Genomic DNA, 15,565 nt, shown 5'->3' with positions numbered 1-15,565 from the left:
AACACTTTCGTTTAGCGCAAATTCATCCGCCTGAAAAAATAAGGCCACTTGCGTGGCCTTATGTCGTTACATCTGTGGGTAAACAATATTTGCGCCGGGCGCTTCGCGGTGCAGATGGATAAAGTTCAGGTGGCGTTCATATTGATCGAGAATATCGATAATCACCTGCTCTTTGTTGTAATCCATCAGGTCATTCCCCTGGCTGCCCTCTAACAGGAAGGTCTCCAGACGGAAGTAGTGCGACTTACCGCTGCGCGCGCGGTAGGTAAAGCCGGGAACGGAGTACTGCTGCGGCCAGACCTGGTAAACAAAGTTCTGCTCCTCGCCGAGGTGCACACGCAAATCGAGATGGCCGAGCGGTTTATCATCCTCCGCAGGCACACTCTCCAGCGTAACGCGACCGCCGCGCAGTTCCAGCTCCTTCGCCACATCCTGCATCGCCGGGTAGATCACCGTCTCCATCATCTGCTGGGTGTAGCGCGTGCCCGGGTAGTTCATCAGGCGCGAGAGACGCTTTTTCCAGCTCAGGCGATCGTTACTCGCCGGAATATAGGGGGCGGTTTCACGGCTGGCGCTGGCGCGGCGGTGATCCTCCACCTTCAGCGACTTATAGAGCCCCGCCATCACGAAGAAGATCACAAAGCTAAATGGCAGACCCATGATCACCGTGGTGTTTTGCAGGGCGGAAATGCCGTTGGTCATCAGCATCCCCATCGTCAGCACGCCAATCGCCACCGACCAGAAGATACGCAGCCAGTTCGGCGCATCGCTGTTGATATCTTTCAGCTTCGAGGTGAAGTTACCCAGCACCAGCGAGCCGGAGTCCGCCGAGGTGACATAAAACAGCAGGCCGGTAATGGTGGCAACCGAGGCGCTCAGTTTAAACGCCGGGTACTGCGCCAGCAGGCTGTAGAAGCCGCGTTCGGCGTGGGACATCACTTCCTGGGCAAAACCGGCATCGCCGTGAATGATCTCATACAGCGCGGCGTTACCAAACACCGACAGCCACAGCAGGGTAAAGGTAAACGGAATGATCAGCGTACCGAGCACGAACTCGCGGATGGTACGACCGCGGGAGATGCGCGCAAGGAACAGGCCGACAAACGGCGACCACGCCACCCACCAGGCCCAGAAGAAGAGCGTCCAGCTGTTCATCCACTGCGTCGGGCGGTCAAAGGCAAAGGTGTTCAGCGTCATGCCCATAAAGCGGTTGATGTAATCGCCCACGTTCAGCACCAGTGCGTTGAGCAGGAAATCCGTTTTACCCATAAACAGTACAAACAGGATCAGCCCGAGCGCCAGCGCGACATTCAGTTCGGAAAGAATACGGATGCCTTTATCCACGCCGGAGGTGACCGAAATGGTGGCGATAACCACCGACAGCACAATCAGCGCCATCTGCGCGGTTAACCCTTCCGGCACATCAAACAGCACCTTCAGCCCGTAGTTAAGCTGCACAACGCCAATACCGAGGGTGGTGGCGATACCGAAAATGGTGCCGATTACCGCTGCGATATCCACCGTGTGGCCAATCGGGCCATTAATGCGTTTACCGAAAATCGGGTAGAGCGCCGAGCGGATGGTTAACGGCAGGTTGTAGCGGTAGCTGAAGTAGCCGAGCGCAATCCCCATCAGGGCGTACATCGACCAGCCGGTTAAGCCGTAGTGGAACAGCGTCCAGACCATCGCCTGGCGCGCGGCTTCCATCGTCTGCCCGGCGCCTTCCGGCGGCTGCATATACTGCGTCACCGGTTCAGCGACAGAGAAGAACATCAAATCGATGCCGATCCCGGCGGCAAACAGCATCGCCGACCAGCTTAACAGGCTGAACTCCGGTTTGGACTGCTCTGGCCCGAGCTTGATCGCCCCGTAGCGCGAGCAGGCCATATAGATGACAAAGACGATGTAGAGCGTGGCGGCCAGCATGTAGTACCAGCCAAAGGTGGACGACACCCAGTTAACGGTGGTCTGGATCCACGCCGCGGCGAGATCGCTATAGAGAATGGTGACAAGTGAAAATGTCAGAATCAGTCCGGCGGAGGTGTAGAACACCACAGGATTGATTCTGTCTTTTTCACTGGCAGGTGGATTAATCATCGGTTACCTCTGGTTAATTTCCTGTAAATAAATCAAAAGATTACTTGCAACGTGCTGCCTCTTTTCTTGTTGTTTTTCCCTCATTTTTGTTACGGATTGAGCCTGCTACAGCTTACACACTGCCGCTTCGTTTTTGTAACAGCGCAGGTACATTACCTTAACAAATTCTTTTTTTATATTGAACGTGCAATCAAAAAAAGATTAAATAGAGCCCTTACTTTGCGGTGGAAGAGGGAGTCATGCCAAAGGTGGGAATGCAGCCGATACGCCGTCGGCAACTGATTGATGCGACCCTGGATACGATCAACGACGTCGGGATCAACGACGCCACCATTGCGCAGATTGCGCGCCGGGCCGGGGTATCGACCGGCATCATCAGCCACTACTTCAAGGACAAAAACGGCCTGCTGGAAGCCACCATGCGCGACATCACGCGCCAACTGCGCGACGCGGTGGCGGTACGCCTGAAACCGTTAGCCCAGGCCACAACCGAAGCGCGTTTACTGGCGATTGTCGACGGTAACTTCGACGAAACGCAGGTACACAGCGCGGCGATGAAAGCGTGGCTCGACTTCTGGGCCAGCAGCATGCATCAACCGCAGCTGGGCCGCCTTGAGCGGGTCAGCAGCCGACGCCTCTTCTCCAGCCTGACGGCGGAGTTTCGCCGCGAATTGCCGCGCGAAAAGGCCCGACTGGCGGCGCACGGCCTGGCGTCATTAATTGATGGCCTGTGGCTGCGCGCAGCCCTGAGCGGCAAACCGTTCAACCCGGACGTTGCCCGAACGCTCACCACCCAATTCATCCGCCAGCAGTTGGCTGGTGCAAAGAATCCCTGAGGAAGGAGGAATCATGTCCCGATTCGCAGAACAGCAGCTCTATATTGATGGTCAATACGTTCCCGCCGCGGCTGGAAAAACATTCCAGACCATCAACCCGGCCAACGGCGAAGTGTTAGCCGAGGTGCACGAAGCGGCGCAGGCCGATGTCGATCGCGCAGTCGAAAGCGCGCGTAAAGGCCAGAAAATCTGGGCCGCGATGACGGCGATGGAGCGCTCACGCATCCTGCGTCGCGCGGTCGATATTCTGCGCGAGCGCAATGACGAGCTGGCCGCGCTGGAAACCCTCGACACCGGTAAACCGCTAAGCGAAACCCAGGCGGTTGATATTGTCACCGGCGCGGATGTGCTGGAGTACTACGCCGGGCTGATCCCGTCGCTGGAAGGGCAGCAGATCCCGCTGCGCGACACCTCCTTTGTCTACACTCGCCGCGAGCCGCTTGGCGTGGTTGCCGGTATCGGCGCGTGGAACTACCCGATCCAGATCGCGCTGTGGAAATCCGCACCGGCGCTGGCTGCGGGCAACGCGATGATCTTCAAACCGAGCGAAGTCACACCGCTCACCGCGCTGAAACTGGCGGAAATCTACACCGAAGCGGGTCTGCCGGACGGCGTCTTTAACGTTCTGCCGGGCAGCGGCGCGGTCACCGGCCAGCTACTGACCGAGCATCCGGGCATCGACAAAGTCTCCTTCACCGGTGGCGTGGCCAGCGGTAAAAAAGTGATGGCGAATGCCGCCGGTTCGACCCTGAAAGAGGTCACCATGGAGCTGGGCGGTAAATCGCCGCTGATCATCTTTGACGATGCGGATCTCGATCTCGCCGCCGATATCGCGATGATGGCCAACTTCTACAGCTCCGGCCAGGTCTGCACCAACGGCACACGCGTGTTTGTTCCGGCGAAATGGCAGGCAGAGTTTGAAGTGAAGATCGCCGATCGCGTGGCGCGTATTAAAGCGGGCGATCCAAACGATCCAGCCACCAACTTCGGGCCGCTGGTGAGCTTCCCGCACCGCGACAACGTGATGCGCTATATCGAATCCGGCATCAGTGAAGGCGCGCGCCTGCTCTGCGGCGGCAAACGTCTGACTGGCGGTGAGTTCGATAACGGCGCCTGGGTTGCGCCAACGGTCTTTACCGACTGCCGCGACGAGATGACCATCGTGCGCGAAGAGATCTTCGGGCCGGTGATGGCGATCCTCACCTATGAAAGCGAAGAGGAAGTAGTGCGCCGCGCGAATGCCACCGACTTCGGTCTGGCCGCTGGTGTGGTGACGCAGGATCTCAACCGCGCGCACCGCGTTATTCATCAGATTGAAGCGGGGATCTGCTGGATCAACACCTGGGGCGAATCCGCCGCCGAAATGCCGGTGGGTGGCTACAAGCACTCCGGCGTCGGGCGTGAAAACGGCCTGATGACGCTGCAAAACTACACCCAGGTGAAGTCTGTGCAGCTCGAAATGACCCGTTTCCAGTCTGTATTTTGAGTGAATTTTAACCTGAGGAGCGACTAATGGAATTTGATTACATCATCATCGGAGCCGGATCCGCAGGGAACGTATTGGCAACAAGACTGACCGAAGATAGCGACGTCAACGTGCTGCTGCTTGAAGCGGGCGGTCCCGATTACCGTTTTGATTTCCGCACGCAGATGCCTGCGGCGCTGGCTTACCCGTTGCAGGGCAAACGCTACAACTGGGCGTATGAAACCGAGCCCGAGCCGCACATGAACAACCGCCGCATGGAGTGCGGGCGCGGCAAAGGGCTGGGCGGATCGTCATTGATCAACGGCATGTGCTACGTGCGCGGCAACGCGATGGATCTCGATAACTGGGCACAGGAACCGGGGCTTGAGCGCTGGACCTATCTCGACTGCCTGCCTTACTACCGCAAGTCGGAAACGCGTGATATTGGCGCGAACGACTACCACGGCGGCGAAGGCCCGGTCAGCATCACCACCTGCAAACCGGGCAACAACCCGCTGTTTGCAGCGATGATCGAAGCGGGCGTGCAGGCGGGCTATCCGCGCACCGAGGATCTCAACGGTTACCAGCAAGAGGGCTTTGGCCCGATGGATCGCTTTGTGACGCCGAAAGGGCGTCGCTCGAGCACCGCGCGTGGCTATCTCGATACCGCGAAGAAGCGCTCCAACCTGACCATCATCACCCATGCCACCACCGATCGCATTCTGTTCGACGGCAAGCGGGCGGTGGGCGTGGAGTATCTGCACGGTGCCAGTAACACGCCGCAGCAGGTGCATGCGCGTCGCGAAGTGCTGCTCTGCGCGGGAGCCATCGCGTCGCCGCAGATCCTGCAACGCTCCGGCGTCGGCGCGGCAGATCTGCTGAAGAAGTTCGATATTCCCGTGGTGCACGATCTGCCGGGCGTCGGGGAAAACCTGCAGGATCACCTCGAAATGTACCTGCAGTACGAGTGCAAAGAGCCGGTGTCGCTCTACCCGGCGCTGAAGTGGTGGAACCAGCCGAAAATCGGCGCGGAGTGGCTGTTTAACGGCACCGGTATCGGTGCCAGCAACCAGTTCGAAGGCGGCGGCTTTATCCGCAGCCGGGAAGAGTTCGCCTGGCCGAACATTCAGTACCATTTCCTGCCGGTGGCGATTAACTACAACGGCAGCAACGCGGTTGAAGCCCACGGCTTCCAGTGCCACGTTGGCTCCATGCGCTCGCCGAGCCGCGGCTTTGTGCGCCTGAAATCGCGCGATCCGCGTATGCACCCGGCCATTCAGTTTAACTACATGGCCCACGAGCAGGACTGGCAGGAGTTCCGCGATGCGATCCGCATTACGCGCCAGATCATCAACCAGCCGGCGCTGGATAAGTATCGCGGGCGTGAGATCAGCCCCGGTATCGAGTGCCAGACCGATGAACAGCTGGATGAGTTTGTGCGTAACCATGGCGAAACCGCTTACCATCCGTGCGGCACCTGCAAAATGGGCAGCGACGAGATGGCGGTAGTGGACGGTGAAGGGCGCGTGCACGGCCTGCAAGGGCTGCGCGTGGTCGATGCCTCGATTATGCCGCTGATCATCACCGGTAACCTCAACGCCACCACCATTATGATTGGCGAGAAGATTGCCGATAATATCCGTGGCCGCACGCCGCTGCCGCGCAGCAACGCCGACTACTTCGTGGCGGGCGACCGCCCGGTGCGCGGCGAGCCGATGCGCGCGTAACACCAAAAGCCGGTAGGGCACGCTTACCGGCTAGTTTTGCCCCAACCGCAGGCAGTGCGTCACCCGCTCAATCCCTTCCGTTGGCACAAAGCCTGCGCGTTGGTAAAAGCGGAACGCCGCCTGCGGTGCATGCGTGTAGAGATTGTCAAAGCTCTGCGCGGCGTGGGCGACAATCTCCCTCAAAAGCAGGCAGCCCACCGCCTGGCTGCGATAGGCTGCGGCAACGTAGAGGTGGCGCACCCGGCCTGCGCGATCTCCCTGCACAAACGGGTCGATATTCAGCCCGCAAACGCCGACCAGTTGGCCGTCAATCAACGCGCCCAGCAGCATTTCGCCTGGCTTATCAAAGCGGTTGTGCTGATTGATCCAGTTCTCCTCAAGCCTGCGCAGCATATTAAACCCCTCCGCCACGCTCGCCTGTTTTAGCGGCTGAAAACCGTCGACTGCCGGGGTAATGGCGGTGATGTTTAGTGACATAACACCCTCGTTATTGATGGAGATAATCCTGGCGCAGCAGGCCAAATAGCCAGTCATTGTGCCAGCGGTTATGCAGCCAGTAGCTCTCGCGCAGCTCGCCCTCCAGCACAAACCCCACCTTTTCCAGCAGGCGGCGAGAGGGGTGATTGCCGGCGGTGACCATCGCCGTCAGCCGCCGGATGCCGCCTTTATGGAAGGCGAAATCGCACACCGCCAGTAACGACTCGCGCGCATAGCCTTTTCCCTGCGCCTCGGGAGCAAAGAGAAACCCCACTTCGGCGCAGTCTGCTTCGCGATGGATATAGCCGGTGACGCCGAGTCTTTCACCGCTCGCTCTGTCGCGCACCACCAGGCAGAGCCAGTGTGCGCTCCCTGGTTGCCAGGGCGGCAAGCGGGCGGTGAAAGCCTCCTCGATCTCCTCTGGCGCGCGCTCATCCGAGATGTAATGCTGCACCTCATTGCTCGCCATCAGGCGGCTAAAAAAATCGCGATCCTGGGCCTCGATTTGCGTGCAGACCAGCCGTGGCGTGTCGAGGCAAAGGGCGTTAGTGTGGGCGTCTTTATTCATCTCATCGCTGTTTCGGTGGCAATCATTACAAAGAGATATATGTCAGATAGGCGCCGAGGTAAACCAGTAAGCAGCCAAACCAGATCTTCCCCACCAGCTGATAATCCTCTTTTTTCACGATCTTCCTCCTGTTCAGAAGGTCCAGGTCACGGCAAGCGTGCCGGTTCCCTCATTGCGTTGCGAGACAATCGGGCTGTCGCCCGCGCGATCGCCAAGCCAGGTGTAGCCCGCGCTCAGCAGCGTTCCCCAGTGTTCGTCGAACTGATGGCTCCAGGTGAGCGAGCTGTTGACGCCGTAGAAACCGCCCGCGCGGTCATAGGGGCGAAAACCGCTGCGCTGGCTCTGCCGCGCGCTGACGCCATAAAAGGTGTTGATGTAGCGGCTGTCGCCAAACAGGGCAGCGGACTGGAGTGCCACGGTATCGCTGGCGCTCTGCACCGGCAGCAGCGTCACCGAGGTTTGATACTGCACGCCCTGGCTGTCGGTCAGCGGCAGCGTCGCTTTGCCTTCAACGGAGAGCCACGGGGTGATCGACCAGCCGACGGCAAACGCCGTATTCATCGTGGCATCGATTTTCCCCATCCCCTTCAGGTTATCCGCGCCATCGCGCCAGGAGGAGTTACTGTCATCGCGGCCGAGGCCATAGCCGAGCGTATGTTCGAGATAGAAGCCGTTATCGCTTTGCAGGTCGTAACCGATGCCCTTTTGCGAATCAATAAAGAGGGCATTATCACGCGCCTGAATCAGCGGAACGAATTGCAGGCGCTGCTTGTCTGAACCGCTATAGCGCGGCGCAGACTGTGCGGCAATGCCTACAGTAACGCCATTTTGTGCCGATGGATCATCATCGGCGTGCGCCGCAGAGGCGGTGGCTGCCAGCAGGGCGCAGAGGCTATACAACGTACGTTTTCTGGTTATCATCGTCACATCTCGTCGGTGGGAAAGGGTGTGCGCAAGCGCTGAAAGGGAACATAGACAGGTCGTATCAATAAACCGTCAGCAAAGTGTTAAGAAACGGTCAAGGTGGGGAAATGGTGGCGAAAAGAGTGCTGGTGATTGAGGATGACGCGGATGCGGCAGGCGTGCTGGAGGCCTATCTGCGCCGTGAAAATTATGAGGTGACGCTGGCGAGCGACGGCCTGGCCGGGCTGGAGCTGGCGCAGCGCTGCAAGCCCGATCTGATCCTGCTTGATGTGATGCTGCCCGGCATGAACGGCAGCGAAGTGCTGGCGGCGCTGCGGCGCAAAAGCGATGTACCGGTGATCATGGTGACGGCGCTCGGCGATGCGCCGGATCGCATTGGCGCGCTGCGTTACGGCGCGGATGATTATGTGGTGAAGCCCTATCACCCCGGCGAAGTGGTGGCGCGCGTGCAGGCGGTACTGCGGCGCACGCAGCGCGCGGAAACCCAGGAGGAGGTGCTGCGCTGGCACAACCTCGTGGTCGACACCGTCGCCATTAGCGTGACCGTCACGCAAGAGGATAACCAGACGCGCGCGCTGGAGCTGACGCCGACGGAATTCTCCCTGCTTACGACACTGATGCGCCATCCCACGCGCGCTTTCTCCCGCCAGCATCTGCTGGAGCACTGCCTGCCCGAAAGCGAAGCGCTGGAGCGCGTGGTCGATACGCACGTCTACAACCTGCGTAAAAAGCTGGAAAACGCGGGCGTCAGCGGCGTGTTAAGCAATGTGCGCGGCGTCGGTTACAGGTTCTCTCAGCCATGAAAAATTCAGTTCAACAGTCGCTCTGGCGCTGGATCTGCGTGCGCATCCTCGCGCTGGCGATCGGTACGGTGATCATCATCGCGCTCTGTATGTGGCTACGCTATGCCGTGCAGAACGTCTGGATTTTGCACGCCATGCCCGCGTCGGTGCGCGCCGAGTTTCTGCTACTGAAAGAGAACCCGGAGATCAATCCGACGCGCTTTCACGAAATCGTCGATACCTGGTGGGGGCTGAGCTACTCCACGCCCACTATCGCCTCGACGGACTGGATCATGGTTGGCGTGCTGGTGCTGGTAATGATCCCCTTTATCGTCTTTATGGGGCTGCGCTATGCCCGCCCGCTGACCCTGCAATTTAGCCGCCTGCGCGACGCCGCCGAAGAGGTGACGCAGGGAACATTTGGCGCACAGGCGGAGCTGGTAAAAGAAGCCCCCGCCGAAATGGTGCGCTTTGCCAGCGACTTTAACGGCATGACCCGCCAGCTGGCGCGCTATGAGCGTGAACTGCGCGCCTCCCACGTGGCGATGGCTCACGAACTGCGCTCGCCGCTCACCGCCGCGATTGGTCGCCTGCAGGGGATGCTGGATGGGGTGTTTGAGCCAAGCCCTGCGCAGATGTCGATGGTGATGAAGCAATTACAACTGCTGCGCCGCTTAACGGATGAGCTGCACCTGCTCTCGCTGGCCGACGCCGGGCAGCTGATGCTCAACTGCCAGCCGCTGCTCTTAGACGATCTGCTGCGCGAACGCGCGGCGTGGATGAAACCGCAGGCCGACGCCGCCGGGTTCACCTTTACCCTGACCGCGCCAACGCCCGCGCCGCTGGAGGGCGACGCCTTCCGCTTAGGGCAGGTCTTTACCGTGCTGATGGAGAATGCGGTGCGTTACGGCCGGCAGGGCGGCCATCTGTTTATCACCCTCACATCGCAGGCGAGCGGCTATTTAATTGATTTCACCGATGACGGCCCCGGCGTGGAGGCTGATTTTCTGCCGCTGATGTTTGATCGCTTCACGCGGGCCGAGACTTCGCGCGCGCGCCATTCCGGCGGCAGCGGCCTTGGGTTATCCATCGCCCAGGCGATTGTCCATGCTCACGGCGGCAGCATCAGCGCCGCGCTGCCGGAAGCGGGCGGGCTGGCGATCACCCTTCACCTTCCCCACATTGTTGAGGCGCAAGAAAAGTTGCAGCCTTGATAAAACCTTGACGAAACGTGGGCTGAATCTCGACGCGTCACGCCTGTAATAGCGCCATTACCGATCCGGAGTGGCGCTATGTCAGAACAGTTTATCCCTTACGCACGCCCGCTCGCGCACAGGCTTTTGCACGCTGTGCGCGGGCTTCCTCTGCTGCTATTGCTGGCGCTGGCTGCGACCGGCTGTGGCGAGAAAAAAACCGACAAACCGGCACCGCCGCGTCCGGTGCGTTACCTGGTCGTCACTAACAGTGCGGCAAACCCGCAAACGGTGCGCACTGGCGAGATCCGCGCCCATGATGAGACCACGCTGGCCTTCCGCCTGGATGGCCGCATGATTTCCCGTGAGGTGGATATTGGCGCACGGGTGCATGCCGGGCAGGTGCTGGCCTCCCTTGAGAGCGAAACCAGCAAAAACCAGCTCGCCAGCGCGCGCGCCGATGTGGAGAGTGCCCGCGCGGCTGAGCAGGTGGCGGCGCTGAATCTGAAACGGATGCAGGCGTTAATGCCCTCCGGCGCGATTGCCCGCACGCAGCTCGACAGCGCCCGCGCCGACTGGCAGTCGGCAGCATCAAAGCTGAAAAGCAGCACTGCGGCATTACGCAACGCCGAGCAGAATCTGAGCTGGACGCAGCTGGTCGCCCCGGCAGACGGCATCATCACGCGCGTGAACGCCTCTGCCGGGCAGGTGGTCAGCGCCGGGCAGGCGGTCTTTACCCTCGCCACCAGCGAGGCGCGCGACGTGGTGTTTGCCGTTGCCGACCCGCGCCAGCTGGCATCAAACGCAACGTTCACCGTTGCGCTGCTGGCGGACCCGTCGGTGAAGGCGAGCGGCAGCCTGCGCGATATCAGCCCGCAGGCCGATCCGCAGACGCGCACCTGGCAGGTGCGGCTGGCGCTGGCAAACCCGCCCGCGGCGATGGCGCTCGGTGCCAGCGCCACCATTGCGCTGCCGGAGTCAGCATCCGCAGGCTTCGCGGTGCCTGCCCCGGCATTAAGCCGCCTTGGTCAACAACCGGCGCTGTTTGTGATTGATGAGAAAAACCGGGCGCAGCCGCGCGCGGTGACGCTGGGCGGCTATAGCGCCTCATCGGTGTTTATCCGTTCCGGCCTGCGTCCCGGTGACAGAGTGATTACTGCGGGCGTCAGCAAATTGCGCGCCGGTGAGCAGGTGATCGCCGGGGAGTTACAGCCATGAAACGCTCGCGCTTTAACCTCTCTGCCTGGGCGCTGGAACATCAGCAGCTGGTCACCTTTTTTATGCTGCTGGTGATAGTGATGGGCGTGCTCTGCTATCAACAGCTGCCGCGTAATGAAGATCCGGCGTTCACCATCAAAACGGCGGTCGTCACCGCTCAGTGGCCGGGTGCCAGCGTCGAAGAGACAACGCAGCTGGTCACCGACGTGCTGGAGAAGAAGTTACAGGAGGTTCCGCATCTCGATTTTATTGAGAGCGAAACCCGCGCTGGCAGCACGATTATCAACGTCAACCTGCGTGATGACACGCCGCCGAAAGCAGTGCCCGACATCTGGTACCAGGTGCGGAAAAAGATGCAGGACAGCGCCGCCGATCTGCCGCAGGGCACGCAGGGGCCGCAGGTCAACGATGAGTTTGATGACACCTTCGGCACCATCTATGGCTTTACCGCCGACGGTTACTCGCCGCGTGAACTGCGCGATCGGCTGGAGACCATCCGCCGCAGCCTGATGTCGCTGAACGATATCGGCAAGATAAGCCTGATAGGCGATCAGCAGGAGCAGATTGTTATCGCCTTCTCCCCGCGTCAGCTGGCGGGAATGGGGCTCGATATTGAGCAGATCAGCACGGCGCTGAAGGCACAAAACGCCATCGCGCCTGCCGGTACCATCCGCACCGGCGAGGATAATGTGGCGCTGCGCGTCAGCGGCGCGTTAAGCAGCGAAGCGAGCCTGCGGGCGGTGACGCTGCATATCAACGATCGTTATATTCCGCTCACCGATATCGCCACTGTCACCCGCCAGGCCGCTGAGCTGCCCGCGCCGCAGTTTCGCGTTAACGGGCAACCGGCGCTGGGGCTGGCGATCTCGATGGCTTCGACCGGGAATATGCTGCGCTTTGGCAAGGCGCTGGATGCGCGCATGGCGCAGATCCAGGCCCAGCTGCCGCACGGCATTGAGATGGTGAAAGTGGCCGATCAGTCGCAGGTGGTGAGCGGGGCGGTGAGCGGTTTTGTCCGCGTGCTGGTGGAAGCGGTGGTGATTGTGCTCGCCGTCTCCTTTGTCTCGCTGGGCCTGCGCGCGGGCCTGGTGGTGGCCGCCGCCATTCCGCTGGTGCTGGCGATGACCTTCGCCGGGATGATGCTCGCCGGGATCGGCCTGCAACGTATCTCCCTCGGCGCGCTGATTATCGCGCTCGGTCTGCTGGTGGATGATGCGATGATCACCGTTGAAACGATGGTCGCGCGCCTGGAAGCGGGGGAGTCGCGCAGGCAGGCCGCCACCTATGCCTTCAAAACCACCGCCTTTCCGATGCTTACCGGCACGCTGGTGATGATCGCCGGATTTATTCCCGTCGGCTTTGCCGCCTCCAGCGCCGGGGAGTACTGCTACTCGCTGTTTGCCGTGGTGCTGATCGCGCTGCTCTGCTCGTGGCTGGTGGCGATCCTCTTCTCCCCGCTCACCGGCACCTGGCTGCTGCCCGCGCGCATCAATAAGCATGGCGATCGCGTCGGCAGGCTGAAGCGCGGCTATCAGGCGCTGCTGCGCCTCGCGCTGCGCTGGCGGCTGACCACGCTGGCACTGGCGCTGCTGGCGCTGGGGGTGTCGCTGGTCGGCACCACCTATTTGCAGGGGGAGTTTTTCCCCGCCTCCGACCGCCCGGAGCTGCTGGTGACGCTCTCGCTGCCCGCGAACGCCTCGCAGACCGAGACGCAAAAGCAGGTGGAGCGCCTAGAGCGGGCGATGACCGGTAATGAGGATCTCGATCGCTATAGCAGCTACGTCGGCTCCGGCGCGGTGCGTTTTTATCTGCCGATGGATGTTTTGCAGGACAACGAAAACACCGCGCAACTGGTGGTGGTGGCAAAAGATCTCGCCGCCCGTGACCGGCTGCGCCAACAGCTGGAGACGCTGCTGGCAAAGCAGTTCAGCGCGATTACCTCTCGCGTGTCGCCGCTGGAGCTGGGGCCGCCGGTGGGCTGGCCGGTGCGCTACCGCGTGAGCGGGCCGGATTATGCAAAAGTGCAGACGCTGGCGCATCAGCTGGCGGCGCAGATTGGCGGCTCGCCGCTGACCCGGGAAGTGAACCTGACCGCCGGGGAGCCGGAGCGGATGATCCGCTTACAGGTTAATCAGACCGCCGCGCGTGCGGCGGGCGTCTCCTCGGAAAGCATTGCCCAGATGCTTGATACCGTCTGGTCCGGCGCGACGCTCACCACGGTGCGGGATAACGATCGGCTGGTGGACGTGGTGCTGCGCGGTAACGATCGCGAGCGGCTCGATATCGGTACGCTCGGCACCTTGATGCTGCCGACGTCTAACGGTACAAAAATTCCGCTGAGCGAAGTGGCGACGCCGGAGTGGGGGCTGGACGACCCGGTGATCTGGCGTCATCAGCGGCTGCCCTTTATCACCGTGCAGACGGATCTCGCGCCGGGCCTGCGCGCGGAAGCGGTATCGTCCGGTCTGCGCCCGACGGTGGATAAGCTGCGCGCCCAGTTGCCTGCCGGGTATCGCATTGAGGAGGGCGGCACCGTTGCCGAATCGGACAAAGGCAACGGCTCGGTGTATGCCGTGCTACCGGTGACGCTGATCATTATGCTGCTGCTGTTGATGGTTCAGCTTCAGCGCTTCTCGCGCATGCTGCTGGCCGTCACCATGGCACCGTTTGGCCTGCCGGGAATTGTGCTGGCGATGTTGCCGACCGGCACGCCAATGGGGTTTGTCGCGCTGCTGGGGGTGATTGCGCTGGCGGGGATGATCATCCGTAACGCGGTGATCCTGATTAGCGAAGTGGACAGTAACCTGCACCTTGGGATGCAGCCTGATGAGGCGATTATCGCCGCGTCGGAGCACCGCGCGCGGCCGATAATGCTGACCGCCTGTGCGGCGATCCTCGGTATGATCCCTATCTCCCATCAGGTGTTCTGGGGGCCGATGGCCTACGCCATTATCGGCGGGCTGCTGGTGGCAACACTGGTGACGCTGACGGTGTTACCCGCCGCGTTCAGCCTGGTGCTGCAACTGAGCGCCCGCTTAGCCCCTGCGCATCGGGCGGCAGATAAAGATTAACGCCACCGCGCTACAGAGCGGGAAGATAGCCAGCTGCAACCAGGGGTAGATCGCCTCAACCGAGGGGGTTAACGCCCGGTCTAGCTGGCTGCCAAACAGCAGGTTGCCCGCCAGCACGGCAAAACCGCCCGCCGTCGCCAGCGCGCCATAGTGCGCGCCGAGCGTGGCGTCGTCGGCGAACCACGGCACCATATCTTTCGCCGCAGGCACCAGCAGCATCTGCCCGAGGGTTAATAACGAGACAAAGCTGATGGCGGGCAGCAGCCGCATCCAGCCCGCAGGCGGCGTGCTGGCAGCGCAGAGCGCGACGCTGGCAAAGCTTGCAGAGATGAGCAAAAAGCCCACCGGCATCATGCGCGCGGCACCGATGCGGCGCGTTAAGCGGGCGAGGGGCAGTTGCAGGGTGATAATTAGCACCGAGGCCAGCATAAACAGCGGCCCGAGATCTTTTTCGCTGCCACCCGCGCGCTGGATCTCAACCGGTAGCGCCAGGTAGAGCTGGTTGTAGCTCAGTAACCAGGAGCTGTAGGCAATGATAAAAGCGACAAAGCGCGGCTGGCGAAAGGTGGTCCACCACGGTGTGACTGCCAGCGTCTGGCGTTTTGGCGGCGCGGGCGGCAGGCAGAAGAAGAGCACAATCAGCGCCACGACAAACACGCCAGCACCTGCTAACGCCACCTGGCGAAAGCCGAGGCCGGTCATCAGCGCGCCCGCTACCGGGCCGAGCACCGCGCCGAGTTCGCCGCAGACGGCAAAAAGCGCAAACCACTCGGCGCGGCTGCGCTTGCCCTGGCTCTCGCTCTGGGCACCGGCGCGCGCCAGTAACGCTTCAATCGAGGGGGAGAAGAGCGCGCCGCCGATGCCGGTCAGGCAGGCTCCGACAATGATCGGCCCCAGCGAGTGGCCAAAGGCCAGCATCAGATAGCCTGCGACGCGGATAATACAGCCGCAGAGGATAATCAAGCGCGCGCCAAAGCGGTCCGATAACGCGCCGCCGATAAAGAACATTCCCTGCTGCGAGAAGGTGCGCAGCCCAAGCACCAGGCCGATCAGCCCGCCGGAGAGCAGTAAGTCATCGCGCAGGAAGATCGCCAGAAAGGGCACCACGGCGTAGAAGCCGATATTAAAAACAAACTGGCTACCGAGTAAAACAGGCGGCCAGAGCTGTTTCGTTGGCCGCAGGTGGGGAAAAGACATGCGAAAATCC

At 61.2% G+C, this 15,565-nt stretch carries 12 protein-coding genes; 7 read left to right on the top strand and 5 right to left on the bottom strand.

The features are described 5' to 3' along the window. Nucleotides 1-66 precede the first annotated feature (66 nt). The gene (locus IAE48_RS08740) at nucleotides 67-2,097 is read right to left on the bottom strand and encodes a choline transporter (RefSeq protein ID WP_200134113.1); all 2,031 of its coding nucleotides are present in this window, start codon (nucleotides 2,095-2,097) and stop codon (nucleotides 67-69) included. 239 nt (nucleotides 2,098-2,336) lie between these two features. Between IAE48_RS08740 and betI the strand changes: the two genes are divergently transcribed. The 3 genes from betI to betA are packed head-to-tail and all read left to right on the top strand — an operon-like array spanning nucleotide 2,337 to nucleotide 6,125. Beyond that, the gene (betI, locus tag IAE48_RS08735) at nucleotides 2,337-2,933 is read left to right on the top strand and encodes a transcriptional regulator BetI (protein ID WP_200134112.1); all 597 of its coding nucleotides are present in this window, start codon (nucleotides 2,337-2,339) and stop codon (nucleotides 2,931-2,933) included. Nucleotides 2,934-2,946: 13 nt separating this feature from the next. Then, nucleotides 2,947-4,419 (top strand): betaine-aldehyde dehydrogenase, encoded by a 1,473-nt coding sequence (betB, locus tag IAE48_RS08730; protein WP_200134111.1) that lies wholly within the window; start codon nucleotides 2,947-2,949, stop codon nucleotides 4,417-4,419. A gap of 26 nt (nucleotides 4,420-4,445) precedes the next feature. Next, complete coding sequence (gene betA, locus IAE48_RS08725; RefSeq protein WP_042713955.1) at nucleotides 4,446-6,125, top strand: choline dehydrogenase; 1,680 nt, start codon at nucleotides 4,446-4,448, stop codon at nucleotides 6,123-6,125. A gap of 30 nt (nucleotides 6,126-6,155) precedes the next feature. Here the strand turns inward: betA and IAE48_RS08720 are convergent, their stop codons facing one another. The 3 genes from IAE48_RS08720 to IAE48_RS08710 form a co-directional block, all read right to left on the bottom strand. Continuing rightward, nucleotides 6,156-6,602: a GNAT family N-acetyltransferase gene (locus IAE48_RS08720; protein WP_200134110.1), complete on the bottom strand. Its 447-nt coding sequence runs from the start codon at nucleotides 6,600-6,602 to the stop codon at nucleotides 6,156-6,158. Between the two features lie 10 nt (nucleotides 6,603-6,612). Next, nucleotides 6,613-7,170 carry a GNAT family N-acetyltransferase gene (locus IAE48_RS08715; protein ID WP_200134109.1) on the bottom strand — a complete coding sequence of 186 codons (558 nt, stop codon included), beginning with the start codon at nucleotides 7,168-7,170 and terminating at the stop codon, nucleotides 6,613-6,615. Between the two features lie 132 nt (nucleotides 7,171-7,302). Continuing rightward, on the bottom strand, nucleotides 7,303-8,091 hold the full coding sequence (locus IAE48_RS08710; protein WP_200134108.1) for a MipA/OmpV family protein: 789 nt from the start codon (nucleotides 8,089-8,091) through the stop codon (nucleotides 7,303-7,305). A gap of 110 nt (nucleotides 8,092-8,201) precedes the next feature. Between IAE48_RS08710 and IAE48_RS08705 the strand changes: the two genes are divergently transcribed. From IAE48_RS08705 to IAE48_RS08690, 4 genes are all read left to right on the top strand, one after another. Then, nucleotides 8,202-8,897, top strand: coding sequence for a response regulator (locus IAE48_RS08705; protein ID WP_200134107.1), 696 nt, complete (start codon nucleotides 8,202-8,204; stop codon nucleotides 8,895-8,897). Then, nucleotides 8,894-10,090, top strand: coding sequence for a cell wall metabolism sensor histidine kinase WalK (locus tag IAE48_RS08700; protein ID WP_200134106.1), 1,197 nt, complete (start codon nucleotides 8,894-8,896; stop codon nucleotides 10,088-10,090). Before IAE48_RS08705 ends, IAE48_RS08700 begins: the two co-directional genes overlap by 4 nt. 78 nt (nucleotides 10,091-10,168) lie before the next feature. Then, nucleotides 10,169-11,287, top strand: a complete 1,119-nt coding sequence (locus IAE48_RS08695) for an efflux RND transporter periplasmic adaptor subunit (protein ID WP_200134105.1) — start codon at nucleotides 10,169-10,171, stop codon at nucleotides 11,285-11,287. After that, complete coding sequence (locus IAE48_RS08690; RefSeq protein ID WP_200134104.1) at nucleotides 11,284-14,358, top strand: efflux RND transporter permease subunit; 3,075 nt, start codon at nucleotides 11,284-11,286, stop codon at nucleotides 14,356-14,358. Before IAE48_RS08695 ends, IAE48_RS08690 begins: the two co-directional genes overlap by 4 nt. Here IAE48_RS08690 and IAE48_RS08685 read toward each other — a convergent pair. Then, entirely contained in the window at nucleotides 14,323-15,555 is a 1,233-nt protein-coding gene (locus IAE48_RS08685; RefSeq protein ID WP_200134103.1) for an MFS transporter, read from the bottom strand. The two genes, IAE48_RS08690 and IAE48_RS08685, sit on opposite strands and share 36 nt — an antisense overlap. Nucleotides 15,556-15,565 lie beyond the last annotated feature (10 nt).

It is taken from the genome of Kosakonia sp. S57 (assembly GCF_016516575.1).
GTDB classification, from domain to species: domain Bacteria; phylum Pseudomonadota; class Gammaproteobacteria; order Enterobacterales; family Enterobacteriaceae; genus Kosakonia; species Kosakonia cowanii.
This window is presented reverse-complemented; position numbering and strand designations above follow the sequence as displayed.

Bases quoted from the DNA above. Each gene is read 5' to 3' on its own strand.
- IAE48_RS08715 (WP_200134109.1), bottom strand. From the start codon at position 7,170: ATGAATAAAGACGCCCACACTAACGCCCTTTGCCTCGACACGCCACGG.
- betA (WP_042713955.1), top strand. From the start codon at position 4,446: ATGGAATTTGATTACATCATCATCGGAGCCGGATCCGCAGGGAACGTA.
- IAE48_RS08690 (WP_200134104.1), top strand. From the start codon at position 11,284: ATGAAACGCTCGCGCTTTAACCTCTCTGCCTGGGCGCTGGAACATCAG.
- IAE48_RS08700 (WP_200134106.1), top strand. From the start codon at position 8,894: ATGAAAAATTCAGTTCAACAGTCGCTCTGGCGCTGGATCTGCGTGCGC.
- betI (WP_200134112.1), top strand. From the start codon at position 2,337: ATGCCAAAGGTGGGAATGCAGCCGATACGCCGTCGGCAACTGATTGAT.
- IAE48_RS08740 (WP_200134113.1), bottom strand. From the start codon at position 2,097: ATGATTAATCCACCTGCCAGTGAAAAAGACAGAATCAATCCTGTGGTG.
- IAE48_RS08705 (WP_200134107.1), top strand. From the start codon at position 8,202: ATGGTGGCGAAAAGAGTGCTGGTGATTGAGGATGACGCGGATGCGGCA.
- IAE48_RS08685 (WP_200134103.1), bottom strand. From the start codon at position 15,555: ATGTCTTTTCCCCACCTGCGGCCAACGAAACAGCTCTGGCCGCCTGTT.
- IAE48_RS08720 (WP_200134110.1), bottom strand. From the start codon at position 6,602: ATGTCACTAAACATCACCGCCATTACCCCGGCAGTCGACGGTTTTCAG.
- betB (WP_200134111.1), top strand. From the start codon at position 2,947: ATGTCCCGATTCGCAGAACAGCAGCTCTATATTGATGGTCAATACGTT.
- IAE48_RS08695 (WP_200134105.1), top strand. From the start codon at position 10,169: ATGTCAGAACAGTTTATCCCTTACGCACGCCCGCTCGCGCACAGGCTT.
- IAE48_RS08710 (WP_200134108.1), bottom strand. From the start codon at position 8,091: ATGATAACCAGAAAACGTACGTTGTATAGCCTCTGCGCCCTGCTGGCA.